Source organism: Pseudomonas sp. GW821-FHT03C07 (genome assembly GCF_059420925.1).
The window spans coordinates 126,280-151,013 of record NZ_JBWKUQ010000002.1 but is presented as its reverse complement, the minus strand read 5'-3'; the positions used below and the strand labels follow the sequence as shown (position 1 = coordinate 151,013).

Annotated in this window: 22 protein-coding genes, 1 pseudogene and 1 riboswitch; of the genes and pseudogenes, 9 read left to right on the top strand and 14 right to left on the bottom strand. The window is 62.1% G+C overall.

Annotated features, from left to right (window positions below; translation table 11 throughout):
• Positions 1-161: 161 nt before the first annotated feature.
• From AC07VG_RS03925 to AC07VG_RS03910, 4 genes are all read right to left on the bottom strand, one after another.
• Complete coding sequence (locus AC07VG_RS03925) at positions 162-1,526, bottom strand: DUF1329 domain-containing protein (RefSeq protein ID WP_495000612.1); 1,365 nt, start codon at positions 1,524-1,526, stop codon at positions 162-164.
• Positions 1,527-1,555: 29 nt separating this feature from the next.
• A complete protein-coding gene (locus AC07VG_RS03920; RefSeq protein WP_495020526.1) occupies positions 1,556-3,415 on the bottom strand; it encodes a DUF1302 domain-containing protein in 1,860 nt (619 codons plus the stop codon).
• Positions 3,416-3,752: 337 nt separating this feature from the next.
• The gene (locus AC07VG_RS03915; protein WP_495000610.1) at positions 3,753-5,435 is read right to left on the bottom strand and encodes a fatty acid--CoA ligase; all 1,683 of its coding nucleotides are present in this window, start codon (positions 5,433-5,435) and stop codon (positions 3,753-3,755) included.
• A 148-nt stretch (positions 5,436-5,583) separates the two neighbouring features.
• On the bottom strand, positions 5,584-6,768 hold the full coding sequence (locus tag AC07VG_RS03910; RefSeq protein WP_495020525.1) for an MFS transporter: 1,185 nt from the start codon (positions 6,766-6,768) through the stop codon (positions 5,584-5,586).
• Between the two features lie 104 nt (positions 6,769-6,872).
• Between AC07VG_RS03910 and AC07VG_RS03905 the strand changes: the two genes are divergently transcribed.
• Positions 6,873-7,646 carry an AraC family transcriptional regulator gene (locus AC07VG_RS03905; protein WP_495000608.1) on the top strand — a complete coding sequence of 258 codons (774 nt, stop codon included), beginning with the start codon at positions 6,873-6,875 and terminating at the stop codon, positions 7,644-7,646.
• Here AC07VG_RS03905 and AC07VG_RS03900 read toward each other — a convergent pair.
• Complete coding sequence (locus AC07VG_RS03900; protein WP_248799016.1) at positions 7,630-8,259, bottom strand: LysE family translocator; 630 nt, start codon at positions 8,257-8,259, stop codon at positions 7,630-7,632. The genes AC07VG_RS03905 and AC07VG_RS03900 overlap by 17 nt on opposite strands.
• An 89-nt stretch (positions 8,260-8,348) precedes the next feature.
• Between AC07VG_RS03900 and AC07VG_RS03895 the strand changes: the two genes are divergently transcribed.
• The 3 genes from AC07VG_RS03895 (at position 8,349) to AC07VG_RS03885 (ending at position 11,179) form a co-directional block, all read left to right on the top strand.
• Positions 8,349-9,314, top strand: a complete 966-nt coding sequence (locus tag AC07VG_RS03895) for a 2-hydroxyacid dehydrogenase (protein WP_495000607.1) — start codon at positions 8,349-8,351, stop codon at positions 9,312-9,314.
• Positions 9,315-9,347: 33 nt separating this feature from the next.
• Positions 9,348-10,346, top strand: coding sequence for a methyltransferase (locus tag AC07VG_RS03890; RefSeq protein WP_495000606.1), 999 nt, complete (start codon positions 9,348-9,350; stop codon positions 10,344-10,346).
• A 39-nt stretch (positions 10,347-10,385) separates the two neighbouring features.
• Positions 10,386-10,507, top strand: a riboswitch (yybP-ykoY riboswitch).
• Positions 10,508-10,594: 87 nt separating this feature from the next.
• Positions 10,595-11,179: a TMEM165/GDT1 family protein gene (locus AC07VG_RS03885; RefSeq protein ID WP_495000605.1), complete on the top strand. Its 585-nt coding sequence runs from the start codon at positions 10,595-10,597 to the stop codon at positions 11,177-11,179.
• 184 nt (positions 11,180-11,363) lie between these two features.
• Here the strand turns inward: AC07VG_RS03885 and AC07VG_RS03880 are convergent, their stop codons facing one another.
• Positions 11,364-12,182 carry a M48 family metallopeptidase gene (locus AC07VG_RS03880; protein ID WP_495000604.1) on the bottom strand — a complete coding sequence of 273 codons (819 nt, stop codon included), beginning with the start codon at positions 12,180-12,182 and terminating at the stop codon, positions 11,364-11,366.
• Positions 12,183-12,311: 129 nt separating this feature from the next.
• Between AC07VG_RS03880 and AC07VG_RS03875 the strand changes: the two are divergent.
• Positions 12,312-12,404: pseudogene (locus AC07VG_RS03875) on the top strand (hypothetical protein); the annotation flags it as partial.
• 64 nt (positions 12,405-12,468) lie between these two features.
• Here AC07VG_RS03875 and AC07VG_RS03870 read toward each other — a convergent pair.
• The 3 genes from AC07VG_RS03870 to AC07VG_RS03860 all read right to left on the bottom strand — a co-directional run bounded on the left by AC07VG_RS03870 (position 12,469) and on the right by AC07VG_RS03860 (position 13,679).
• A complete protein-coding gene (locus tag AC07VG_RS03870; protein WP_495000603.1) occupies positions 12,469-13,089 on the bottom strand; it encodes an SOS response-associated peptidase in 621 nt (206 codons plus the stop codon).
• Between the two features lie 133 nt (positions 13,090-13,222).
• Positions 13,223-13,483 carry a putative signal transducing protein gene (locus AC07VG_RS03865; RefSeq protein WP_495000602.1) on the bottom strand — a complete coding sequence of 87 codons (261 nt, stop codon included), beginning with the start codon at positions 13,481-13,483 and terminating at the stop codon, positions 13,223-13,225.
• A 13-nt stretch (positions 13,484-13,496) separates the two neighbouring features.
• The gene (locus AC07VG_RS03860) at positions 13,497-13,679 is read right to left on the bottom strand and encodes a CPXCG motif-containing cysteine-rich protein (RefSeq protein WP_495000601.1); all 183 of its coding nucleotides are present in this window, start codon (positions 13,677-13,679) and stop codon (positions 13,497-13,499) included.
• Between the two features lie 144 nt (positions 13,680-13,823).
• Here AC07VG_RS03860 and AC07VG_RS03855 point away from each other — a divergent pair, with 144 nt between their 5' ends.
• Complete coding sequence (locus AC07VG_RS03855) at positions 13,824-14,987, top strand: 1-acyl-sn-glycerol-3-phosphate acyltransferase (protein ID WP_495000600.1); 1,164 nt, start codon at positions 13,824-13,826, stop codon at positions 14,985-14,987.
• A 135-nt stretch (positions 14,988-15,122) separates the two neighbouring features.
• The gene (locus tag AC07VG_RS03850) at positions 15,123-15,329 is read left to right on the top strand and encodes a hypothetical protein (protein WP_495000599.1); all 207 of its coding nucleotides are present in this window, start codon (positions 15,123-15,125) and stop codon (positions 15,327-15,329) included.
• 65 nt (positions 15,330-15,394) lie between these two features.
• On the opposite strand, the gene AC07VG_RS03845 is transcribed toward AC07VG_RS03850, so the two are convergent.
• Complete coding sequence (locus AC07VG_RS03845) at positions 15,395-15,979, bottom strand: YajG family lipoprotein (RefSeq protein ID WP_495000598.1); 585 nt, start codon at positions 15,977-15,979, stop codon at positions 15,395-15,397.
• Between the two features lie 929 nt (positions 15,980-16,908).
• Between AC07VG_RS03845 and mqo the strand changes: the two genes are divergently transcribed.
• Positions 16,909-18,417: a malate dehydrogenase (quinone) gene (mqo, locus tag AC07VG_RS03840; protein ID WP_495000597.1), complete on the top strand. Its 1,509-nt coding sequence runs from the start codon at positions 16,909-16,911 to the stop codon at positions 18,415-18,417.
• A 201-nt stretch (positions 18,418-18,618) separates the two neighbouring features.
• On the opposite strand, the gene AC07VG_RS03835 is transcribed toward mqo, so the two are convergent.
• Positions 18,619-18,906, bottom strand: coding sequence for a PA4642 family protein (locus tag AC07VG_RS03835; protein WP_495000596.1), 288 nt, complete (start codon positions 18,904-18,906; stop codon positions 18,619-18,621).
• Between the two features lie 203 nt (positions 18,907-19,109).
• Here AC07VG_RS03835 and glsB point away from each other — a divergent pair, with 203 nt between their 5' ends.
• The gene (gene glsB / locus AC07VG_RS03830) at positions 19,110-20,018 is read left to right on the top strand and encodes a glutaminase B (protein ID WP_495000595.1); all 909 of its coding nucleotides are present in this window, start codon (positions 19,110-19,112) and stop codon (positions 20,016-20,018) included.
• Between the two features lie 237 nt (positions 20,019-20,255).
• Here the strand turns inward: glsB and garD are convergent, their stop codons facing one another.
• From garD to AC07VG_RS03815, 3 genes are all read right to left on the bottom strand, one after another.
• Positions 20,256-21,809, bottom strand: a complete 1,554-nt coding sequence (garD, locus tag AC07VG_RS03825) for a galactarate dehydratase (RefSeq protein WP_495000594.1) — start codon at positions 21,807-21,809, stop codon at positions 20,256-20,258.
• A gap of 11 nt (positions 21,810-21,820) precedes the next feature.
• A complete protein-coding gene (locus AC07VG_RS03820; RefSeq protein ID WP_495000593.1) occupies positions 21,821-23,182 on the bottom strand; it encodes an MFS transporter in 1,362 nt (453 codons plus the stop codon).
• A gap of 98 nt (positions 23,183-23,280) precedes the next feature.
• A complete protein-coding gene (locus AC07VG_RS03815; RefSeq protein ID WP_495000592.1) occupies positions 23,281-24,726 on the bottom strand; it encodes an aldehyde dehydrogenase family protein in 1,446 nt (481 codons plus the stop codon).
• Positions 24,727-24,734 lie beyond the last annotated feature (8 nt).

Here is a 24,734-nt window from a genome sequence, read left to right as displayed (position 1 = left end):
TCCCTCCTCCCCCCCCCCCCCCCCCCCCCCCCCCCCCCCCCCCCCCCCCCCCCCCCCCCCCCCCCCCCCCACAGGGACTGTGTTCAACCTTCAGTGATGGACATTGACCTCATTCCCCTTTCGCGGGCAATCGATCATCGACCGGCGCTGCTCCCACAGTTTCAGCGAACGCCGTCCTGGCGCAAGGCAGCTGGGGTGAAATCGCTGGTGGTGGCGGTGAAGCCGAAGTCATACGCCTGCTTCTCTTCGTTCTTCATGCCCAGCGCCAGGTAGCGACCGGACTGCAGGTCGTAGAGGGTTTCCAGGGCGTACCACGGCACTTGCTTGTCGTAGTAGTTCTCGGCATGGGCTTCGGCGACACGCCAGAGTTGCCCGCGACCGTCGTAGTGGTCGATCACCGCCGCCTGCCAGGTGTCTTCGTCGATATAGAAGTCACGCTTGGCGTAGATATGGCGCTGGCCTTCCTTCAGGGTCGCGACCACGTGCCAGACACGGCGCAGCTCGTAACGCGCCAGGTCCTGGTTGATATGGCCGGCCTTGATGATGTCGGCGTACTTGAGCTGCGGCGAATCGAGCTTGTAGCTGTCGGAGGCGATGTACATCTCCTGCTTGCCTTCGAGCTTCCAGTCGTAGCGGTCCGGCGCGCCGTTGTACATGTCCAGGTTGTCGGAGGTGCGCAGGCCGTCGGCGGCGGTACCCGGGCCGTCATAGGAGACTTGCGGGGCACGTCGCACACGGCGCTGGCCGGCGTTGTAGACCCAGGCCGAACGCGGCTCCTTGACCTGGTCGAGGGTTTCGTGGACCAGCAGCACGCCACCGGCCAGGCGTGCCGGCGCGGTCACTTTCTGCTTGAAGTAGAAGAGGATATTGCCGGGGTTGGCCGGATCGTAGTCCTTCATCTTGTCGCGGAAGACGAACTGGTCCTGGAAGTACACCAGGCTGTAAGAGCCATTGGCCTGGGGCGTGGCCTGGGTCACCAGACGGGTCACGCTGCCGCCGCGATAGCGGGTGATGTGGTTCCAGATCACCTCCACGCCACTTTTCGGGATCGGGAACGGCACGGCGGTCTTGAAGTTTTCCAGACCGTTGCCGCCGCTGACCAGGTTGGTCCTGGAGGCGTTTTCCTTGATCGCGGCAAACACCTCATCCGGCACGGTGGCACCGCGATGGGACGGGTAGACCGGCATCTTGAAGGTCTCCGGGTAGCGCTTGAACATCGCGTATTGCCCCGGGGCCAGCTTGTCCTTGTACTGCTCGACGTTCTGCGCGGTGATGATGAACAGCGGCTTTTCACTGGCGTACGGATCGGAGAGGAAACCCTTGCTGTCGGCCGTGCCGATGGTCTTCGCCATCGGCGTCCAGGCCGGGATGCTGCCGGCGGCATTGCCGGCCTTTTCCGCGCCCATCGGGGTCAGGCTCGCGCCCAGTTTCGCCGCTTCGTCGGCGGACACCGCCGCCATCACGCCGCTGGCCAGCAACGACAATCCCAGCACACCGACCTGAAGCAGATTCTTGGTGATTTTCATCTTTTTGTTCTTCCTGAAATTCAGCGTACTTAAAAGTTCATGCCAACGCTCAGCGCGACGAAGTCACGGTCATCCACCGTGCTGTAGTCGCCACCGAAGAAATTGGTGTAGTTCAGGCTCGCGGTGTAGGTGTTCTGGTACTCGGCATCAAGGCCCAGGCTGACCGCCTTGCGCCCCTGTTCGAAGTTGCCGCCAGGGCCCGGCGAATAACCTTTCACATCATGGGACCAGGCCACGTTGGGCTTGAGGTTCACCCCGGCGAAGACATCCGGGTATTCCCAGATGGCCCGGGCGCGATAACCCCAGGAAGTGGCGGTGGTGAAGCCGTCGTTGTTGCAGTTGCTGCTGCGGTTGCTGGCGTCCGCGCCGGGCCCGGCGCCATTGATCGTGCCGCTATTGAGGGTTGGGCAAAAACCGTTCGGCAAGGTGCCCGGCCCATAGACCGGATCCCGGCCGTAGCGAACCTTGTCCCGACTTTCCAGGCCGCCCACATAGGTGATCCCGGCTTCACCGACCAGGGTCAGGCGACTGGCGCCCATGACCTGATCGAAGAAATGCGTGAAGGTGGTCTGGAACTGGGTGATTTCCTTGCGGTTATAGCCGTTGATCGTCTGCCCCGGCGAACCCTTGATGATCGAGGCATTCCCCAGGCCTGGCAACGGTGTGACACCGGCATACAGGATATCGGTGGAGCTGATCTGCACCGGCGCATTCGGCCGGTAGCTCAATTCGCCACTCCAGGCGGTACCGGTGGGCAAGGTGGTGGAGAAGCTCAAGCCATACAGGCGAATGTTCTCCGGGTACTCCATGAAGTAGCTGGAGTTGCCGGCCACCACCAAGGGGGCCGCCGTACCGAGGAACGGAGCACTATTGAAGACCGCCTGGGAGGCGCCCTTGGCACTGAAGATTGGCGCGCGACTGTGGTAGTTCATGAAATAGGCGCCGAACTCGGTGTCCAGCGGCTCGAAGTTGTAATGCATGGCCAAGCCGAACTGGCCGCCACTGCTGGGGTCCTGGTCGGGTGTACGTCGAACCAGGACACCTTCGCCGTTGATATCGACACCCAATGGCCGTAGCCCCACTTGCTGAGCCGGGCTGATCGTGGCGGTCGAGTTCAAGACCCGCAGGTTATTGTCACAACCATGCGAGGAAATGTCCGACTGCGAGAAGAAGGTGCCGCAGTTGTCGGTGACCGTCGAATCCCAGCCTATCTGGTAGAAGCCTTCCGCCGAGAGGTTATCGGTGAGGCTCTGGTTCATGTAGAACATGTTGACCGGAATCAGGCCTTCCTTGATCTCGGCGCCTGGACGACGGAATGCCGACACATCGATCGGGTTGATCGAGTTGATCCCGCCACCGATAAAGGTGCTTTCGCCCCAGCTCACCACCTGTTTGCCCAGGCGCACGGTGCCCGGCAGGTCGGCAATGCTGTAGTTGTGATAGACGAAAGCATCGAGGATCTCCCCGCCGGAAGACTTGGCACCTTCCTGGCGGCCATCGTTGCTGACGTTCTTGAAGTCGAGGTCCTGGTTCTGCAAGGCAAAGTCGTACCAATACTTGCCGCGCACGAACACACCGGTATCGCCGTATTTCAATTCAAGGTCATGCACACCCTTGAAGATCTTCGAAAAGGTATCACCGGCCTTGAAGTTCAAGTGTCCGTCATCGGAGGTCTGCGACAACCCCGCGCCGCCATTGTTGACGCCGATCAGGTTTTTGTTGGGATTCTGCGTCGACCAACTGGCCCCCAGCGACAGGGACGAATCGAAGCTGCCCTCGATCTCACCGACATTGAAACTGACACCAAAAGCGGGACCGGCGAGCGTAGAGGCGAGGCTGACGGCCAAGGGCAGTTTCGCCCGGCGCCAGAACGGGTTTAACACGATCATCGACATACTCCATGTGCTTTTATTGTTTTGGCAGTGAGCACCTTCAGGAACGCCTCGGACGAAAGGGAAGCAGACACTCCCATCCATCGCCCGAAGTGGCGGCCCGGCGTATCGCCGGCCTGCCCCACTCCTGAAAATCTGTCCGCGGACTATAGCCAGCAGCCAGTACCGCTTGATCCCTCTAAAGTGTGATTTGCACCCTGGGGCCACTGCACAAACAATGCGTTCGCCAAGCCGCTGAAAAGCGGCGGGCAAGAATGACTGAAAATTCGAATTCGACAAGCCAAGCGCTTGCTTGGTGGGGCTGCCACGCCCTTTCGGGCGTGGCGGGGACACCTCAAAGGGTCGAGAGGAAACTGCTATTGCTGGCCTGCCATTGGACGATATCGATGCGGATGCGCTTCTTGTCCAGTTTGCCGACGCTGGTCTTGGGAATTTCAGTAACAAGGGCGATCTGGCTCGGGATCGCCCACTTGCTCAAGTGGCCCTGCTCGACGAAGGGCTTGAGGTGCTCCTTGAGTTCGCGGGCACCGATCACATGGCCTTCACGCAATACCAGCAAGGCGAACGGACGCTCGCCCCATTGCGGATCGGCAATGCCCACCACGGCTACTTCACGTACCGCCGGGTGGCGGCTGACCAGGTCTTCCAGGGCCAGGGAGGAGATCCATTCGCCGCCGGTCTTGATCACGTCCTTGATCCGGTCGCGAATGTCGATCACCCCCAGGCCGTCCAGGGTCGCCACGTCGCCAGTGTGCAACCAGCCGCCGGCCCAGAGCTCGGCGCCCTTCTGCGGTTCGTTGTAATACCCCTCGGTCAGCCAGGGTGCGCGCAGCACCAGTTCGCCCTGGGTCTCGCCGTCTGCCGGGAGGAAGTTGCCGTCCTCGTCGACAATCGCCGCTTCCACCAACGGCCCGGGCACGCCGGCCTTGATCCGGTAGGTGGTGCGTTCGTCCTCGCTGCCGGCCATCAGCTCGTCGCTGAGGTGCGCGCAGGACACCAGCGGGCCGGTTTCCGACATGCCATAGGCGGCAGTCAACTGAATGCCCTTGCTCTTGGCGGTCTCATACAGCGTGCGGTTCAACGCACTGCCGCCGATGACCATCTTCCAGCCCTTGAAGTCGGTGCCCTGGGCCGCCTTGGCGTTGAGCACCATCTGCAGGATGGTCGGCACGCAGTGGGAAAAGGTGACCTTTTCCCTGCGCCATAGCTCCACCAGCAGCTCCGGATCGTAGCGGCCGGGATAGACCTGCTTGAGCCCGAGCATGGTCGCCACATAGGGCAGGCCCCAGGCGTGCACGTGGAACATCGGGGTGATCGGCATGTAGACGTCGTTGGTGCCCAGCAGGCGCACGCTGTCGATACAGCCCATGATGGTCGCCACGCCCAGGGTGTGCAGCACCAGTTGCCGATGGGTGAAGTACACGCCTTTCGGGTTGCCGGTGGTACCGGTGGTGTAGAAGGTGGTGGCGACCGAGTTCTCGTCGAAATCCTCGAAGTCGTAGACCGGGCTCGCCGCCGCCAGCAGTTGCTCGTACTCGCCCACCAGGTTCGGCAACTCGGCGCTCTTGTCCTCGGTGTCGGTGAGCAGCAGGGTCTTGTCCACCGTGGTCAGCTGCCCGGCAATCGCCTGGTACAGGCCGACGAACTCGCTGTTGACCAGCACGAAGCGGTCCTCGGCGTGGTTCATGGTGTAGAGGATCTGCTCGGGCGAGAGGCGCACGTTGATGGTGTGGATCACCGCGCCGATCATCGGGATGGCGAACATGCATTCCAGGTAGCGATGGCTGTCCCAGTCCATCACCGCGACGGTATCGCCGGCCTTGACTCCCGCCGCAGTGAGCACGTTGGCCAGCCGGGCGACCCGCTCGCTCAAGGTCGGATAGCTGTAGCGCAGCTTGTCGCGATAGACGATCTCGCGGGTTTTCTCGTAGCGGCTGCCGGACATCAGCAAGCGCTTGATCAACAGGGGGTATTGATAAGCCCCTTCGGCGGGCGGAATGATACGAGTCTGCAACATGGAGCTTCCTTGGTCTGTCTGCACGGTCGTGGCTAAAGATAGGCACTCTAGAGCCGTCGCGCACTCACTAAATCACCCAAAGGAATGATTTGCAGACGAACGTGAGTGCTAGCTCACAGCCAGCACCCACGGAAACCTCCGCCAAAGCTCAGGCCGGCTGCCCGGCGGGCTGCTGGGCCGGGGTGCGCGGAAACACCAGGGCGGCAACAAACGTCAGCGTGGCGAAGCCCGCGAGGATCAGGTACAGGCCGGCGAAACCCTGGCGCGGCTCGACAAAGGCGATCAACGGAATGGCCGTCGCGCTGGCCCCGAACGACAGGCAGTAGCGCAAGGCAAAGACCCGCGATTGCCACTGCGGCGCGACAAAGTTGGCGACCATCGCGTCATTCACCGTCACCTGGCCGAACACCACGAACATCAGCGCCGCGCCCAGGACCATCACCGCCAGGCCGTCGACATAGGCCAATCCGAACAGCAAGGGCGCCTGGCACAGGGTCAGGACCACGAATGGCCATTTCAGACTTATGCGGTCGAGCATCCGACCGATGCTCAACTGCGCCACCGCGCCAAAGGCGTAGGCCAGGCTGACGATCACACCGAGCCACTGCGGCGACGCGAGCCATTCATGCAGGCGCTCCTGGAACAGCTTCGGGTAGGTCATGGTGGTGGCGTTGAACACCACCCCGCCGGTGGCCGTGACCAGCGCCAGGACGCTGAACACCATGATCATGGAAATCTGCTGGCCGCTGGCGTTGCGCAGTTTCACATGGGGCTGCAGCGGGATCGGCTCTTCGCGCACCTGCAGGGCAAACAGCACACCGAGAATGATCGACACCGCCCCCGGCAGGATAAACGCCGAACGCCAGCCGAACTGCGCCACCAGAAAGCCGCTGACCAGCGCCGAAAACGCCACGCCGAGGTTGCCCCACATGCCGTTGACGCCGATTTCACGGCCTCGGTTCTGCGCATAGCTGACCAGCATCGCGGTGCCCACCGGGTGGTAGATCGCGGCGAAGACACCCACCAGGGTCAACCCCAGGGTCAGCATCGGCGCCGTACTGCTCAGGCCGGTAAAGATCGACGCGGTGCCGATCCCGAAGAAGAACAGCAGCATCATGCTGCGCCGGCTCCAGTGGTCCCCCAACCAGCCAGCCGGCAGCGAACAGGCGCCGAAGGCAATGAAGCCACCCAGGGACAGGCCGATCATCTGGGCGAAGTCGAGACCAAAGGCCTGGCCCATGCCCAGCACGGCGGCGGGGTAGATCAGCATGAACATGTGGTCGATCACATGGGCTGCATTGATGTAGCGGATTACGTTTCGGGGTTGGTTCATCACGGCACACGTCAGGATGGTTAGCGGTCCGTTATGCTAAATTGGCGATAAAACGCATACCTGCCAACAAACTCATCAAACCAGACAGACTGATGGAATCGGACATGTTAATCAGCCACTTCCTGCACGGCCCGGTCAGCGCCTATCCCCGCGATTACGTCGATGGCGCGCACCAGGAACTGCACGTCCATCAGGAAGCGCAGTTGCTCTATGCCGTGTGCGGAGTGATGCGCCTGGTCACCGCCGAAGGCGCGTGGATCATCCCGCCGACCCGCGCCGTGTGGATTCCGCCCTGGGTCGAGCATGAGATTTTCATGAGCGGCGAGGTGCGCATGCGCTCGTTATTTATCGCCGCCGAATATTCGCCGGCCAACCTCCACGGCTGCTGCGTGCTGGCGGTGACACCGTTGCTGCGAGAGTTGATCGTGCGGGCGGTGCAAGGGCCGGAACAGGCGAGAAATCCGCTGATCCAGCAGCTTATGCTGGAGGAACTGGCCGCCCTGGAGAATCTGCCGCTGCATATCCCGATGCCGACCGACCGGCGCCTGCAACGGATCTGCCTGGCCCTGCTGGAAACCCCGGATCACCCCAACAGCCTGGAAGACTGGGCACAACAGGTCGGCGCCAGTACCCGGACCCTGGCGCGGTTGTTCCAGCAGCAAGTGCGGATGAATTTCAATGCCTGGCGCCAGCAACTACGCCTGATGGAGGCCTTGCCACGCCTGATCGCCGGGGAAAGCGTGCAGCACGTGGCCAAGGTATTGGGCTATGGCAGCGCCCGGGCCTTCAGTTCGATGTTTCGCCGCCTGCTCGGCGACAACCCGCGGGACTACCTGAATGCCTTGAATCAGTTCAAAGCGATCAATGCATCTCGGTGAAGGCCAACTTGACCCCGATGGCGATCAACACCGCGCCCATGGTCCGGTCGAACCAGTGGCCCATGCGGGCGAAACCGGCGCGGACACGCTGCTGGCTGAACAGCATCGCCACCAGGCAGAACCACAGCGCGGTGGCGACGGCCAGGTAAACGCCGTAACCGGCCTGGACCAGCAGCGGCGTGTGCGGATTGATCACCACGGTGAACAGCGAGAGGAAAAACAGCGTGGCCTTGGGGTTCAGGCCATTGGTCACAAAGCCCGAGGTGAAGGCGCCGCGAGCGGTGCGCTCGCCCACCTGCAAGGCCAGGTCGTCGGTCGCAGGCTTGGCCGGCTTGGCGCGGATGGCCTTGAAGCCGATGTACAGTAGATAGGCCGCCGCCAACCATTTCAAAGCGTTGAACAGCACGATCGATTGCGACACGATCAGGCCAATACCCAGCAACGAGTAGCCCACGTGCAGGAAAATCGCCGTGCCGACGCCCAGCGCGGTCCAGGTGCCGGCACGTCGGCCATGGGTCACGCTCTCGCGCACTACCACGGCGAAGTCGGGACCGGGACTGGCCACCGCCAGCAGGTGAATCAGGGCAACGGTCAGGAATTCCGTCAGGTAGATGGACACGTTGGTGGGCTCCTCAGTCACTGAATAGGTCTGTTAGGCTGGCTACCTTACGCCTTCACCCGACAGCACAAAAGGTACAGTTGATGAGCAACTCCCGCCGCGCGGTATTCCTCGATCACCCTTCCCTGGATCTCGGCGATCTGGACCTCGATCCGCTGCGGGCCTGCTTCGACGAGCTGCGGCTGTGTGCCACGACCACGCCGGAGACGGTCGTCGAACACCTGAAAGGCGCCAGCGTCGCCATCAGCAACAAGGTCCCGTTGACCGCCGCCACCCTGGCCGCCTGTCCCGACCTGAAGCTGATCCTGATCAGCGCCACCGGCACCAACAATGTCGACCTGGCCGCCGCCCGCGCCCAGGGCATTACCGTGAGCAACTGCCAGGGCTACGGCACGCCGTCGGTGGCCCAGCACACCCTGATGCTGCTGCTGGCCCTGGCCACGCGCCTGACCGATTACCAGAAAGCCGTGGGCGAAGGCCGCTGGCAACAGGCCAAACAGTTCTGCCTGCTGGACTTCCCGATTGTCGAGCTGGAAGGCAAGACCCTCGGCCTGCTCGGCCATGGCGAACTCGGCGGTGCGGTGGCGCGACTCGCCGAAGCCTTCGGCATGCGCGTATTGCTCGGGCAGATTCCCGGACGCCCGGCCCGGGCCGATCGCGTGCCGCTGGCTCAACTGCTGCCACAGGTCGACGCGCTGACCCTGCACTGTCCGCTCAACGAATACACCCGCCACTTCATCGGCGCCGCTGAACTCGCGCAGCTCAAGCCCGGGGCCTTCGTGGTCAATACCGCCCGCGGCGGCCTGATCGACGAACTGGCCCTGGCCGATGCCCTGCGCAGCGGCCACCTGGGCGGGGCCGCCAGCGATGTGCTGAGCGTCGAACCACCGACCAACGGCAACCCACTGCTGGCCGGCGATATCCCGCGCCTGATCATCACCCCGCATAACGCCTGGGGCAGCCGTGAAGCCCGGCAACGAATCGTCGGGCAGTTGGCGGAAAACGCCCGGGGTTTCTTCAACGGTGAAGCATTGCGGGTTGTCAGTTGATAGACTGCGGCACTTTTTTTCAGGGAGCAGACCATGGATCCGCGCAGTGAAGTACTGCTTCGTCAGGCCGAGTATTTCCAGGGCAAACTGTTGCTCGTCGGGCTGCCCGCCGACGACCTGCTCGGACGCCTGCCCAACGCCCACGGCTGGTGCTGGCACGCCGGCGATCAGGCGGCACTCGAAGCGCGCTTCGAAGGCCGCAGCCAGTTTGGCGTGAATATCCCCGAGATGCCGTTCGACAGCGCCGTGGTGTTCTTGCCCAAGGCCAAAGACCTGACCGACTACCTGCTCAACGCCGTGGCCTCGCGCCTGCCCGGCGGCGAGGTGTTCCTGGTCGGGGAAAAACGCAGCGGTATCGAAGCCGCGGCCAAGCAGCTCAACCCCTTCGGCAAGCCGCGCAAGCTCGACAGCGCCCGGCATTGCCAGCTGTGGCAGGTCACCGTGGCCGAGGCGCCGCTCGCCCAGCCACTGGAAAGCCTGGCCCGACACTATGAACTGGACCTGGCCGAAGGGCCGCTCAAGGTGGTCAGCCTGCCCGGGGTGTTCAGCCACGGCCGGCTGGATCGCGGCAGCGCCCTGCTGCTGGAGCATCTGGACAAACTGCCGAGCGGCAACCTGCTGGACTTCGGTTGTGGCGCCGGCGTACTCGGCGCGGCCGTGAAACGCCGTTACCCGCACAACCACGTCATCCTGCTCGACGTCGATGCTTTTGCCACCGCCAGCAGTCGCCTGACCCTGGCCGCCAACGGCCTCGACGGCGAAGTGCTGACCGGTGACGGCATCGATGCCGCACCCATGGGCTTGAGTGCGATCCTGAGCAACCCGCCGTTCCATGTCGGGGTCCACACCGATTACCTGGCAACGGAGAACTTGCTGCGAAAAGCCGCCAAACATCTGAAAAACGGCGGCGAACTTCGACTGGTGGCGAACAGTTTCCTGCGCTATCAGCCGTTGATAGAAGAGCATCTGGGGCGCTGTGTGACCAAGGCCGAGGGCCAGGGCTTTCGGGTCTACAGCGCCAAGCGCGGCTGAAAAAGAAGGCTTGCGCAATGGATTTTGCCTAGGCAGAATCCGCTCCGTCCTAGGGGAGTAGTCTCCCACGAGCGCCACGCTCGTCCGGCATGCGTCAACATACTTGGTCAACAGACCATGGCGCATGCGACCCAGGGTCCGCACAGACGGGCCCAGGGTTTGACAAGACCTATGACACGCACACCTTACCCGGGGCGGGAAGGCTGTACGTGTCATAGCCGTGTCGACCCGCCCCTTAGGAAAACCTGATGCTGGATTCCCTGCTCGTCCCCACTGCAATCGTTGCCTTGGCCGAAATCGGCGACAAGACGCAGCTGCTCGCGCTCATTCTGGCGGCTCGCTTTCGCAAACCCTGGCCGATCATTGCCGGTATCGTCGCGGCAACCCTGGCCAACCATGCGGCAGCCGGTGCGCTAGGCGCCTGGTTCGGCAGTTTCTTCTCCGATGCGGTGCTGCACTGGATCCTCGCGGCGAGCTTTACCGCCACCGCCCTGTGGACCCTGGTGCCGGACAAGATCGATGATGACGAGACCACCACGGCGCGCAAATTCGGCCCGTTCCTGACCACCCTGATCGCGTTCTTCCTCGCCGAAATCGGTGACAAGACTCAGATCGCCACGGTGATGCTGGCGGCGCAATATCCGGAGCTGTGGCTAGTGATCATCGGCACCACCCTGGGCATGTTGATCGCCAACGTGCCGGTGGTACTGGCGGGCAACTTCGCGGCTGACAAATTGCCGTTGACCCTGATCCGGCGCCTGGCGGCAACGGCGTTCTTCATCCTCGCGGCGGTCGCGGTGTACAAGGCGATGCAGAGCAGCGGCTGGATCTAGAGCAGGTCCCTTGTTGGGATATTGAAAACGCCACGTAACCTGTAGGAGCCGGCTTGCCGGCGATGGCGTCCGAATGGGCAGCGCAAGGCTCAAGGGCCTCATCGCCGGCAAGCCGGCTCCTACTGGGACGGTGTTCGGCCTTAATTGAACGGTATAGGGCACTTGCCCAACTTGCCACAACCGGTCAGGACTTCCTGGCCTGCTGATACAACGGCATCACCTTCGGAATCGCCGCCTCCAGCGAGGCAATACGACTGGCGGATGCCGGGTGGGTACTCATGAATTCCGGCGGTGCGCCTTCAGCCGCCTTGCTCATCTTGTTCCACAGGCTGATGGCCGCGTTCGGGTTGTAACCGGCACGGGCCGCCAGCTCCAGGCCGATCAGGTCCGCCTCGTTTTCGTTGGCCCGGCTGTTGGGCAAGGTCATGCCGTAGTTGGCCACGGTATCGGCCAGCGCCAGGCTGTCCTGCCCCAGGCCGAACAAGGCACCCGCGCCCTGCTTCGCCATCTCGATCCCATACGCCCTGGACATCGCCTCACGCCCGTGCTCGCGCAAGGCGTGGGCAATTTCATGCCCCATCACCGCGGCAATCTCGTCGTCGCTCAGCTTCAACTGGTCGATCAAGCCGCTATAAAAGATGATCTTGCCGCCAGGACCGCAGTTGGCATTGAGCTCGTCGCTCTTGATCAGATTGACCTCCCACTGCCATTGCGCCGAGTCCGGACGGAAGGTCGGCGCCTGGGCGATCAAGCGCCTGGCAATCGCCTGGACCCGCTTGGCATTGGCGCTGGTTTTGTCCAGAACGCCCTTGCCGCCCGCCTCGCCCAGGGTCTTCTGGTACGACTGGGCGTACATCTGATCGACTTGCTGGCTCGATAACAGGCTGAACATGTACTGCTTGCGCTCAACCCCGACCGCACCACCGTTGGTGGTGTTAACCGCCTGGCACCCGCTCAACAGCAAACTCGCGCTCAACGCGCCCAACACCCAAGCTCTAGCCATGAATACTCTTCCTGAAAACTGCGGCTATCCTAGGCGGCGAATTGTATCGGCGCCAGATACAACTGACACGCAGTACATCAATTTCAGATACATCCCGCCTTTCTCGCAGGAAAATATTCATAAACCCACGACGACATCAACCGCAATGTGATCAATAGTGGCCAGGTAGCGAATGAAGTGGCGGGCTGCGCCGACGAGTCGAGCGCAGCCCGTGCGCAATGACCAAGCCGGCGCCTACAGGTACCGTGTCGGTCGTTGGTGCGGCTCAAGCGGTCGGCAGCGTGCCTCATCCCGGCGTCAGGCACTCCGGCGCATTGAGCTTCGGATCATTCACCAGGTTGGCCAGCACCCGCTCACGCAAAGGTGCCTGGGGACTGGCCAGCAACGCCTGCAAATCCGTCATCGAGGTGTCTGCGGACAACCAGGCCTCCTGCTCCGCCGCATCCAGGATCAGCGGCCGTCGCTGATTCGACGCCGCCTGGGTCACCACCGCGGTGCTCAACCAGACATGCCCAGCCACCGGATAGGCCTCCCAGATCGCCGCGAAAAACAGGCTCGAACCTTCCGCCGGCGTCAGCCAATAAGGCCGCTTACGCTGGGTGCCGCGCCATTCGTAGAAACCGTTGGCCGGCAACAGGCAACGCCGCTCGCGGAATGCCTGGCGAAACATCGGCTGCTCGGCCAGGGTTTCGGCGCGGGCGTGGGCCGGGGTCTTCGACAGATCGGTCAGCCAGGCCGGGGTCAGCCCCCAACGGGCACGGGCCAGCTCACGCTGCCCCTCGGCGGCACGCAGAATCAGCACCGAATCATTGGGAGAAATATTCCACTGCGCCTGCTGGTCGGCGGGAAAGCCGGGCAAGGCCGCGAAGGTGGGGTTCCAGCGAAACAGGGCATAACGTCCACACATGGGGCAATACGGCTCTTTTCAAAAACTCGGGACTAGGTACACGCGGTCCGTGTAGGAGCCGGCTTGCCGGCTCCTACAGGGTTCGCGGCGCAGTGAGGAATCGTTCACGCGCATTCAACATTGCGCACACAGGCTAACAGACCAGCACATCCGGAAAGCTATCCGGCTCGTCACCGGCCATCGGCAATGCCGCATTGTACGCGGCGATCAACGCCCGCGCGGATTGCGCCTGGTCATTGTCCACCGCCAGGGCCAGCAGGCCGAAAATCGGCAACTCGCCCGCCCCACCCAGCAGGTCACGCCCCACCAGATGCGCCTGAATCCCTTCACTGGCGAGCATGCCTTGCAACAACTCGCCTTCCATCAGGTTTTCCGGCTCGTAGATACGCTGCATAGGGAGGCCCTCATCACTCGTTCTCGCTGTAAACGTCGAGCATCCATTCCTCGCCATCGGTCTGCAGGACAAAGGTAATTGGCCGACAGCACACCGCGCAGTCCTCGATATAAGTCTGGTCGCCGCCGGACAGGTCCAGCAGCGCCTCACCGATTTCACCGCAATAGGGACATTCGTAACGCTCAGTTTCCAGCATCGCGGCCTCCGAAGTGACTTGTGCGTATAATCGCCGGTCTATTTGCCAGGCCATTTTATGTCTGGGCTTTATTTTCCAGACCGGGCTTTGTTATTTATCACTCAAACCTCTACTTACCCTAGCCGTTTCCAACAAGAGAGCATGATGGGCGAATTCGATACCATCCGACCTTACGACGACAGTGAAGTACCGGCCGTCATGGCCCGGCTGTTCCGCGACCAGGCGTTTCTGGATATCCTCACCCACTTCAGTTTCCCGCGTCTGGCCGGTGCCTTCGGCTGGCTGCTCAAACCGCTGATCGCCTACCGCCTGCGCCGTGAATTCGCCGGTGTGACTTCGGTCGCCACCTTGCAGGACAAGGTCGAGGTCTACGTCGACCGGACCATCGAGCACGCCACCGACGGCGTCACCTACACCGGCGTCGAACAGTTCAAGTCAGGCCAGGCCTACCTGTTCCTGGCCAACCACCGGGACATCGTGATGGACCCGGCCTTCGTCAACTACGCCGTGTATCACGCCGGTTTGCCCACGCCGCGCATCGCCATCGGCGACAATCTGCTGCAAAAGCCCTTCGTCAGCGACCTGATGCGCCTGAACAAGAGCTTTATCGTGCACCGTTCGATCGCCGGACGGCGGGAAAAGATGGCCGCCTATCAATTGCTCTCGGCCTATATCAACCACTCGATCCGCCACGACTGCCAGTCGATCTGGATCGCCCAGGCCGAAGGACGGGCCAAGGACGGTGACGACCGTACCGAGTCGGCGATCCTGAAAATGTTCCACATGAGCCGCAAGGACGAACCGTTCGCCGAGGTCATCCGCTCGCTGAACCTGACCCCGGTGTCCATCAGCTACGAGTACGACCCCTGTGACCAGGCCAAGGCGCGCGAGCTGTATATCCGCGCCACCACTGGCCGCTACACCAAGGCACCGGGCGAGGATGACGTCAGCATCGCCAAGGGTATCACCGGCTACAAGGGCCGGGTACATGTGAACTTCGCCGCGCCCCTGACCGGCGAGTTCGAGGACACCAAGGTCCTGGCCACGGAAATGGACCGGCATATTCTCGAAGGTTATCGCCTGTTCCCGGTGCACTACCTGGCGTATGCCCAGTGGAGCGACGCCGATCCGCAATTGCCGGTGCCCGCCGCCGCCCAGGTGTTCCCCGCCGACGAACTGGCCAAGGCCCAAGCGCAATGGCAGAGTCGCCTGGACGCCTGCCCGGTCGAGCACCGTCCCTACCTGGTGCAGCAATATGCGACACCAGTGCGTAATCAGTATCGGGTCAAAGCCGGCCTGGCGCTTTAATAGCAACGCTTATAAACAACAACGGCGCCCACGGGCGCCGTTGTTGTTTCTGTTGGTCGGGTTAATTTCCGTTGTCACCGGAACGTCACCTTAACAAGCCAGTCTGTCGCCCCTCGATAGCCCACGGAGCTTGTCATGCTGCACGCAGAGAACCAGGATCGTCTTTATCTGATCGCCCCCAGCGACGAACAGGAGGCGCTGGTGGACGCCATGTCGTTCAACGTCCAGGACCGCCATTGGCTGGTGTATTGCGCCCTGGGCGGGCACCAGCACGCCGACCTGCCGGAAGCCGATCTGCTGACCGGGGTCAGTGTGCTCGATCTTTATGTGGAGGCGGCGTGAGGTTGCCACGCCAAGCCTTTGGGTGCCCTTGAGGGCCCCATCGCCGGCAAGCCGGCTCCTACAGGTTATTCGCTCAGCGCTTGGCCGATTTTCGGGTCCTTGAATACCCGGGTCAGCGCATCGCTCAACACGTCGCTGATCAACTTGGTGTTCGCCTCTTCGTTCGGCGCCATGCCGAAACGCTGGTTCAAGGACGCTCCGTAGCTACCGCTGTAACGACGGTTGGCGTTGGTCACGTCAGAGCGGAAGTTGGCGCCGATGGTCGCCTCGGTCACATACATGCCTTCCTTCGGCGACTGATAGGTCAGGTCGGACAAGGTCACGGTCAGTACCGGCGCGTTCATCGCATTCGGCGTCGGGGTAAAACCCAACAGGCGCACGGCCGCGTCGGCCTGGGCCTGCAGTCTCGGGATCAGGTCGGCACCTTGCACGGTAATGGCGCTGGTTTCAGGGTACAGGCCGCCCCGCGTGCCCAATACCGGCGAGCGACGACCGTCCACCACCCGCACCACCACCGGCTGGCCATGGCCGACCGGCGCCAGCTGAGTCGTGAGCGTGGGCTGCGGGCTGAGTTGTTGCGGGCTGTTGGCACAGCCGACAAGCGTCAAACTGGTTACAGCGATCAAACCGAACAACAGGCGTTGCAACATGCTCATCTCTCCAAGGACCAGGCATCATTCAAGCACTGAGTATAGCGGGGCCCGGGCGTCGCTAACCAGCACCGCCACTGCTTGCTGAAAAGTCTGACAAGCACGCCCGGCCGGCGTTCCCGTCACACGCCTGTCACACCGGCCTGCGACCCTGCCCACGGGCTCTGATCGACGCCGTTGCCCGGCATCTGACCAGATGCCGAATAAAAGTCATTAAACACGACCATTTTTCCCCGTTTCTTAGTTACAATCTCACCCCGATTATAAGGACGTCTCCTGATCGGGCCTCGCAGCACCGCCAATGCGCTTGCATCGGCACCTTCGTACTGCCCACAGAGAGCCGCCCACACAGATCGAGTGAAGCCGGCGAGCTTGCTGTTACCTGCGCAAACCACCGTTTTCAGCGAATCTGCCAGAGCTGCCCTTGTGCTCGCTCACTGAGTTGTTGGCCCGTGCCGCCTGCCCTTCCCGGCGGGTATTCGCACTGCGGGCCCGGTGACAGACCGCGGCAGCCCTTTTTTGAGGTTCACGTCTTCAAAAGAGCGTGAAAAAACGGGTTTTCACAACTTCACGAGAGTGTGGCGAACAAATGAATAGTTTCGCGTCTGAACAGGCACCATCAGCGTCCCCAACGACCTCATCACACAGGACCCGATACACCCCGACAGGTGCTTGACGCCTGTTCGCTTACGGATTTGGTTGCACGAATCGGACGCTCTTGACCATAAGTCGAATTGCCCGTGTTGCCCACACATGCGTTCATACGCACCTTGGGCCCACCGGCAGCGTCCGCTGAAGTTGCAAGAAATTGCGAAGAATCGGACATGGCCATCCTGGTCGGGTCATTGCTGGGCTAACGTTAAACGAGCCCCGCCCATGCCCGGCAGCCATGCCGTCAATGTGGTGCTGCAGATTTTGGAGACGCGTTAATGGCGCATAACGAAGCAGTTGATGTGGTCCTGGTTGGGGCCGGCATCATGAGTGCCACCCTTGCGGTGCTGCTCAAGGAGCTCGACCCCGCGATCAAGCTGGAAGTCGTCGAGCTGATGGATTCCGGTGCCGCGGAGAGTTCCAACCCGTGGAACAACGCCGGTACCGGCCATGCCGGGCTGTGCGAGCTGAACTACACGCCGCAGGCGGCTGACGGCTCCATCGACATCAAGAAAGCCGTGCACATCAACACCCAGTTCGAGGTGTCGAAGCAGTTCTGGGCCTATCTGGCCCAGAAAGGCACCTTCGGTTCGTGCAAGTCCTTCATCAGCCCGGTGCCGCACCTGAGCTTCGTCCAGGGCGACAAAGGCGTTGAGTTCCTCAGGAAACGCTTTGAGGCCCTGCATCCGCACCACGCCTTCACCGAGATGGAATACACCGAAGACCGGGCGAAGATGGCTGAGTGGATGCCGCTGATGATGCCGGGCCGTCCGGCCGACGAGGCGATTGCCGCGACCCGCGTGATGAAAGGCACCGACGTCAACTTCGGGGCCCTGACCAATCAGTTGCTCAAGCACCTGACCAGCGCCCCCGACACCCAGGTCAAGTACTGCAAGCGTGTCACCGGCCTCAAGCGCAACGGCGCCGGCTGGACCGTGAGCATCAAGGACGTGAACAGCGGCAACAGCCGTGACGTCGATGCCAAGTTCGTCTTCCTCGGCGCCGGCGGCGCGGCACTGCCGCTGCTGCAGGCTTCGGGCATCGAGGAAAGCAAGGGGTTCGGCGGCTTCCCGGTGAGCGGCCAGTGGCTGCGTTGCGACAATCCGGAAGTGGTCAAGCATCACCAGGCCAAGGTCTACAGCCAGGCCGCCGTGGGTTCGCCACCGATGTCGGTGCCGCACCTGGACACCCGCGTGGTCGACGGCAATAAGTCGCTGTTGTTCGGGCCTTATGCCGGTTTTACCACCAAGTTCCTCAAACACGGCTCGCTGATGGACCTGCCGCTGTCGGTGCGGGCCGGCAACATTGGCCCGATGCTGGCCGTGGCCCGCGACAACATGGACCTGACCAAGTACCTGATCAGCGAAGTGATGCAGTCCATGGAGCAGCGCCTGGAATCCCTGCGCCGCTTCTACCCGGAAGCGAAAGCCGAGGACTGGCGCCTGGAAGTGGCCGGCCAGCGGGTGCAGATCATCAAGAAGGACCCGAAGAAAGGCGGCGTCCTGCAGTTCGGTACCGAATTGGTTTCGGCCAAGGACGGCTCGTTGGCCGCCCTGCTCGGTGCCTCGCCGGGCGCTTCGGTGACCGTATCGATCATGCTCGAACTGATCGAACGCTGCTTCCCGGAAAAGGCCAAGGGCGAGTGGGCGGCCAAACTCCATGAAATCTTCCCGGCACGGGAAAAGGTCCTGGAGACGGATGCGCGGTTGTATCGCCAGATCAACGCGCAGAACAACGTCCGCCTGGAACTGGTTGAGCCGAGCAGCGAGACCGAAAGCTACGCTTGAGGTGAGCGCTGACAAAAAACGCCCCGCTCTTCGGTTGAAGAGCGGGGCGTTTTTTTTGCTCGGGGTTTAACGAAAATCCGCGTTATCGTTCATCGCGAGCAAGCTTGCTCCTACAGGAACGGCGCCGAACACGAAATGTCGGTTCGCCGCAGCATTGTAGGAGCAAGCTTGCTCGCGATGCAGGCGACGCGGTCTTGAACCTTACCCGCGAGCGTTGTCGATCAACTCGATATAGTCGCCGGCATTGCGCTGGTCGCGGATCAGGCTCACGAAGTCCTGGCCGTGCTCGTCCTTGCCGTCGAGGTCATAACCGGCTTCCTTGAAGAACGCCAGGAAGCGCTCGAAATCGTCGATACGCAGGCCGCGGTAGGCCTTGATCAGCTTGTGCAGGGACGGCGAGGTGGCGTCGACTGGCTCGAAATCGAGAAACAACTTGATCTGCGCATCGCCGATCTCGTCACCAATCACCTGTTTCTTATCTTTGCGCATTACCGGCTCCAGCCAACAGACATTACACGGGGCAGGCAGTTTACCCCCGCCTCTGCTCCGGTCTCAACGAGTAGTAACTGATCCGGTCCGCAAGTGCGCCAATGGCTAAACCCCGAGCATAAAAACTGTGCTCCCAACCGCTCATGTGGCGTCTAGCAGCATGTAGCCCCGCAACCCGGCGGGAAGTGACTGCGAGCCCGAGCATGCAAGCGCTGTTGAACGAAATCCTCGATGAAGTCCGGCCATTGATCGGCCAGGGCAAAGTGGCCAATTACATTCCGGCGCTGGCCGATGTGCCTGGCAATCAGCTGGGTGTTGCCGTGTACAGCAACGACGGCGAGCTGTTCCAGGCCGGCGATGCGCAGACGCCGTTCTCGATCCAGAGTATTTCCAAGGTCTTCAGCCTGGTGCAGGCGATCCATCACTCCGGCGAAGCGATCTGGGAGCGACTGGGCCATGAGCCCTCCGGGCAGCCGTTCAACTCACTGGTGCAGCTGGAGTTCGAACGCGGTCGCCCGCGCAATCCGTTTATCAACGCCGGCGCCCTGGTGATCTGCGATATCAATCAATCGCGTTTCGCCGCGCCGGCACTGTCGATGCGCGATTTCGCCCGGCGCCTGTCGGGCAATATGCAGGTCATGGTGGACGGCAAGGTCGCCGAGTCGGAATACCAGCACCGGGCGCGCAACGCGGCCATGGCCTATCTGATGCAGTCGTTCGGCAATTTTCACAACGATGTCGAAGCCGTGCTGCGCAGCTATTTCAGCCACTGCGCCCTGCGCATGAACTGCATCGACCTGGCGCGGGCGTTCGGCTTCCTGGCCAATGACGGATTCTGCAAGCACAGCGGCGAGCAGATCCTGACCCGCCGCCAGACCCAGCAGGTCAACTCGATCATGGCCACTAGCGGGCTGTATGACGAGGCCGGGAATTTTGCCTATCGGGTCGGCTTGCCGGGCAAGAGCGGTGTCGGCGGTGGGATTGTTGCGGTGGTTCCGGGGCGCTTTACCGTGTGCGTGTGGGCGCCGGAGCTGAATGCGGCTGGCAACTCGCTGGTGGGGATGGCGGTGTTGGAGTTGCTGAGTCAACGGATCGGTTGGTCGGTGTTCTAAAACAGCCTAAGCCTTGGTTGCCGGTAGACAGCCCGGCCAACACGCCCCCTCCCTGTAGGAGCCAGCTTGCTGGCGATTGCGATCTGGCAGTCGATATTGTTGTCGTCTGATATACCGCTATCGCCAGCAAGCTGGCTCCTACAGTGATTGCGATCTGGCAGTCGACATTGTTGTCGTCTGATATACCGCTATCGCCAGCAAGCTGGCTCCTACAGGGTTGATGGCGTCGCTGAGGCCTCAGGTGATCGGCGCCGGATTGAACAAGGTAATGTCGTTGTGCAGCTTGTGCTGCTCGGCCCAGGTCCGTTTCCGGCCGCTGGCGACATCCAGGTAGTAGTTGAACAACTCCCAACCCAGGTCCTCGATAGAAGCCCGTCCAGTCGCAATCCGCCCGGCATCGATATCGATCAGGTCCGGCCAGCGCTGCGCCAACTCGGTACGGGTCGAGACCTTCACCACCGGGGCCATCGCCAGCCCATAAGGCGTGCCACGCCCGGTGGTGAACACGTGCAGGTTCATCCCGGCCGCCAGTTGCAAGGTACCGCAGACAAAATCACTGGCCGGCGTCGCACAGAAGATCAGGCCCTTGCGCGTAAAGCGCTCGCCCGGACCGAGCACGCCGTTGATCGCGCTGCTGCCGGACTTGACGATGGAGCCCAGGGACTTCTCGACAATATTCGACAACCCGCCCTTCTTGTTCCCCGGCGTGGTATTGGCGCTGCGATCGGCCTCGCCCTTGGCCAGGTAGCGGTCGTACCAATCCATCTCGCGCACCAGCGCCTCGGCCACCGGCAGGCTTTCCGCCCGCGAGGTCAGCAGGTAGATCGCATCGCGCACTTCCGTGACTTCGGAAAACATCACCGTCGCCCCGGCCCGCAACAACAGATCGGACGCATAACCCAAGGCCGGGTTGGCAGTGATCCCGGAAAACGCATCGCTGCCGCCACACTGCATACCGAGAATCAACTCCGACGCTGGCACGGTTTCCCGACGCCGCAGATCAAGTTTCTTCAGACGGGTTTCCGCCAACGCCATGATCTGCTCGATCATCTCGGTAAAACCATGGCTGGAATCCTGCAGCCGATACAACCACGGCTCGCTCAGGTCCACCGAGCTGTCGCCCTCGTGCATCACCTGGCCGGCCTGCAACTTCTCGCAGCCGAGGCTGATCACCAATGCTTCGCCACCCAGGTTGGGGTTGCGCGCCAGGTTGCGCACGGTGCGAATCGGGATATAGGCGTCGGTCGCGGTAATCGCCACGCCGCAGCCATAGCTGTGGGTCAACGCCACCACGTCATCGACATGCGGGTACTTGGGCAGCAGTTCGTCCTTGATGCGCTTGACCGCATGGTCCAGCACCCCGGTGACGCACTGCACCGTGGTGGTGATACCGAGGATATTGCGCGTACCGACGGTGCCGTCGGCATTGCGATAACCTTCGAAGGTGAAGCCTTCAAGCGGCGCCTGGGCCGTCGGCACATCGGTGGACAACGGCAGGCTGTCCAGCGGCGGCGCGGTGGGCATGCGCAACTGATCTTCCTTGACCCAACTGCCCTGGGGAATCGGCAGCAACGCATAACCGATGACCTGGCCGTAGCGGATCACTTCGCCACCCTCGGCGATATCCACCAGCGTCACCTTGTGGCTCTGGGGAATGTGCTCGCGGGTCACCAGGCCGTCCGCGAACTCGGTGCCGGCCGGCACACCCTGGTCATTGACCACGATCACCACATTGTCCCGCTCGTGCAGGCGGATGTAGCGCGGCGAGTCGGAATGTTCAATCAACTGCATGACGCCGCTCCTCAGGAATGGGCTTGGGACAGACGGGGTTCGCTATCGTGCTTGGGGCCGGCCGGTGGCTCGCGCAGTTCGACCCGCTTGATCTCACCGACGATCACCACATAGCTGATCACCGCCAACAGCGCATTGGCGCCGACAAACACCAGAGCCCACTTGAACGAACCGGTGGCGCTGATGATGTAGCCGATTACGATCGGCGTGGTGATGGAAGCGATATTGCCGAACATGTTGAACAGACCGCCACTCAAGCCGGCAATCTGCTTCGGCGAGGTATCGGAAACCACGGCCCAACCCAGCGCACCGACCCCCTTGCCGAAGAACGCCAGGGCCATGAAGCCCACCACCATCCATTCGATATCGACGTAGTTGCAGGCGACGATGGTGGTCGAGAGCAACAGACCGCCGATAATCGGCGCCTTGCGGGCGAAGGTCAGGGAATGGCCGCGACGCAGCAGATAATCGGAAATGATCCCACCCAGCACGCCACCGATAAAGCCGCAGATGGCCGGCAAGGAGGCGATGAAGCCAGCCTTGAGGATGGTCATGCCACGTTCCTGCACCAGGTACACCGGGAACCAGGTCAGGAAGAAATAGGTGATGCCGTTGATGCAGTACTGGCCCAGGTAAACCCCGAGCATCATGCGGTTGCTCAGCAGTTGGCGCACATAGTCCCACTTCGGACCGCCGCCGGCGGCCTTGCCCTGGTCCATGTCGACCATGCCGCCGTTCTCGGCAATATGGGTGAACTCGGCGTCGTTGATCATCGGGTGCTGGCGCGGGCTGTGGATAACTTTCAGCCAGATCAGCGAAAACACCACGCCCAGGCAACCCATCACCAGGAACACATGCTGCCAGCCGAAGGTGAAGACGATCCAACCCATCAGCGGCGCGAACAGCACGGTGGCGAAATATTGCGCGGAGTTGAAGATCGCCGAGGCGGTGCCGCGTTCAGCGGTAGGGAACCAGGCCGCGACGATGCGGGCATTACCGGGAAAGGATGGCGCTTCGGCCAGGCCCACCAGGAAGCGCAGCATGAACAACGCGACCACGGCGGTGGAGACACCGAACTCGCCGACATAACCTTGCAGGGCAGTGAACAGCGACCAGGTGAAGATGCTCAGCGCATAGACCTTCTTCGAGCCGAAACGGTCGAGCAGCCAGCCGCCGGGAATCTGCCCGAGCACATAGGCCCAGCCGAAGGCGGAGAAGATATAACCGAGGGTGACGGCGTCAATGCCGAGGCTTTTTTGCAGGCTGGAGCCGGCAATGGCGATGGTGGCACGGTCGGCGTAGTTGATCGTGGTCACCAGGAACAGCATGAACAGAATCAAATAGCGGACGTGTGTCTGCTTGGTCGCTTGCATGTAGATGTACTCCCACTCTTTATTTTTTTACGCGGGTAAAACATTCAGTGATGTACCGCACGGGGCTTCAGGCAAGGGCCCCGTGCGGGTAAAGCGGGTTACGAACCGATGTAGCTGGTCTTGACCACGGTGTAGAACTCCTGGGCGTAGCGACCTTGCTCACGGGAACCGTAGGACGAACCTTTGCGCCCGCCGAACGGCACGTGGTAATCCACGCCCGCGGTCGGCAGGTTGACCATCACCATCCCGGCCTGGGAGTGGCGTTTGAAGTGATTGGCGTACTTCAGCGAAGTGGTGGCGATACCGGCGGAGAGACCGAACTCGGTGTCGTTGGCCATGGCCAGCGCAGCTTCGTAATCGGCTACGCGAACGATGTTGGCCACCGGGCCGAAGATCTCTTCGCGACTGATGCGCATCGAGGCTTCGCTGTCGGCAAACAGCGTCGGCGCGAGGAAATAGCCCTCGGTATCGCAGGTCACCAACTCACCGCCGCAGACCAGGCGCGCGCCTTCGGACTGGCCGATGGAGATGTAGCTCAGATCCTGTTCCAGTTGCGCCTGGGACACCACCGGACCGATATCGGTACCGCTCTTGAGGGCGTGACCGACCTTGATCGAACGCATGCGCTCGGCCATGGCCTCGACGAACTTGTCGTGAATCCCGGCGGTGACGATCAAACGGCTGGACGCCGTGCAACGTTGGCCGGTGGAGTAGAACGCACTCTGCACCGCCAGCTCGACGGCCTGCTTGAGGTCAGCGTCGTCGAGGATGACCTGGGGGTTCTTACCGCCCATCTCCAACTGCACCTTGGCCTGGCGCGACACGCAGTTGACCGCGATCTGCCGGCCGACGCCGACCGAGCCGGTAAAGCTGATGCCGTCGACTTTCGGGCTGTTGACCATGGCCTCGCCGACCAGCCGGCCGCTGCCCATCACCAGGTTGAACACACCGGCCGGGAAACCGGCGCGGGAAATGATTTCCGCCAGGGCCCAGGCACAACCCGGCACCAGTTCGGCCGGCTTGAGTACCACGCAGTTGCCGTAGGCCAGGGCCGGAGCGATTTTCCAGGCCGGAATCGCGATCGGGAAGTTCCACGGGGTGATCAGGCCAACCACGCCCAACGCTTCACGGGTCACTTCGACGTTGACGCCCGGACGGACCGACGGCAGGTAATCGCCGGACAAACGCAGGCATTCACCGGCGAAGAACTTGAAGATATTGCCGGCACGGCTGACTTCGCCGATAGCCTCGGGCAGGGTCTTGCCCTCCTCCCGGGCCAGCAGGTTACCGAGCTCTTCGCGACGGGCGAGAATTTCCGCACCGACCTTGTCCAACGCATCGCTGCGGGCCTGGATGCCGGAGGTGGACCAGGCCGGGAACGCCTCACGGGCGGCGTCGATGGCCGACTGCACCTGGGCCAGGTCCGCCTTGGCGTACTCGCCAATGACATCGGACAAATCCGACGGGTTGATATTCGCCGAATACTCGGCACCCGCGACCCACTGGCCGCCGATGTAGTTGTCGAAACGCTTTGCATCTGCCACGGAAAACC

Excerpts from the sequence above, each read along its gene's own strand:
- AC07VG_RS03855 (WP_495000600.1), top strand. The coding sequence starts at position 13,824 with ATGGGCGAATTCGATACCATCCGACCTTACGACGACAGTGAAGTACCG.
- AC07VG_RS03895 (WP_495000607.1), top strand. The coding sequence starts at position 8,349 with ATGAGCAACTCCCGCCGCGCGGTATTCCTCGATCACCCTTCCCTGGAT.
- AC07VG_RS03845 (WP_495000598.1), bottom strand. The coding sequence starts at position 15,979 with ATGTTGCAACGCCTGTTGTTCGGTTTGATCGCTGTAACCAGTTTGACG.
- AC07VG_RS03880 (WP_495000604.1), bottom strand. The coding sequence starts at position 12,182 with ATGGCTAGAGCTTGGGTGTTGGGCGCGTTGAGCGCGAGTTTGCTGTTG.
- AC07VG_RS03835 (WP_495000596.1), bottom strand. The coding sequence starts at position 18,906 with ATGCGCAAAGATAAGAAACAGGTGATTGGTGACGAGATCGGCGATGCG.
- AC07VG_RS03915 (WP_495000610.1), bottom strand. The coding sequence starts at position 5,435 with ATGTTGCAGACTCGTATCATTCCGCCCGCCGAAGGGGCTTATCAATAC.
- AC07VG_RS03865 (WP_495000602.1), bottom strand. The coding sequence starts at position 13,483 with ATGCAGCGTATCTACGAGCCGGAAAACCTGATGGAAGGCGAGTTGTTG.
- AC07VG_RS03910 (WP_495020525.1), bottom strand. The coding sequence starts at position 6,768 with ATGAACCAACCCCGAAACGTAATCCGCTACATCAATGCAGCCCATGTG.
- AC07VG_RS03885 (WP_495000605.1), top strand. The coding sequence starts at position 10,595 with ATGCTGGATTCCCTGCTCGTCCCCACTGCAATCGTTGCCTTGGCCGAA.
- AC07VG_RS03905 (WP_495000608.1), top strand. The coding sequence starts at position 6,873 with ATGTTAATCAGCCACTTCCTGCACGGCCCGGTCAGCGCCTATCCCCGC.
- garD (WP_495000594.1), bottom strand. The coding sequence starts at position 21,809 with ATGCAGTTGATTGAACATTCCGACTCGCCGCGCTACATCCGCCTGCAC.
- AC07VG_RS03850 (WP_495000599.1), top strand. The coding sequence starts at position 15,123 with ATGCTGCACGCAGAGAACCAGGATCGTCTTTATCTGATCGCCCCCAGC.
- AC07VG_RS03870 (WP_495000603.1), bottom strand. The coding sequence starts at position 13,089 with ATGTGTGGACGTTATGCCCTGTTTCGCTGGAACCCCACCTTCGCGGCC.
- AC07VG_RS03890 (WP_495000606.1), top strand. The coding sequence starts at position 9,348 with ATGGATCCGCGCAGTGAAGTACTGCTTCGTCAGGCCGAGTATTTCCAG.
- mqo (WP_495000597.1), top strand. The coding sequence starts at position 16,909 with ATGGCGCATAACGAAGCAGTTGATGTGGTCCTGGTTGGGGCCGGCATC.
- AC07VG_RS03925 (WP_495000612.1), bottom strand. The coding sequence starts at position 1,526 with ATGAAAATCACCAAGAATCTGCTTCAGGTCGGTGTGCTGGGATTGTCG.
- glsB (WP_495000595.1), top strand. The coding sequence starts at position 19,110 with ATGCAAGCGCTGTTGAACGAAATCCTCGATGAAGTCCGGCCATTGATC.
- AC07VG_RS03920 (WP_495020526.1), bottom strand. The coding sequence starts at position 3,415 with ATGATCGTGTTAAACCCGTTCTGGCGCCGGGCGAAACTGCCCTTGGCC.
- AC07VG_RS03860 (WP_495000601.1), bottom strand. The coding sequence starts at position 13,679 with ATGCTGGAAACTGAGCGTTACGAATGTCCCTATTGCGGTGAAATCGGT.
- AC07VG_RS03820 (WP_495000593.1), bottom strand. The coding sequence starts at position 23,182 with ATGCAAGCGACCAAGCAGACACACGTCCGCTATTTGATTCTGTTCATG.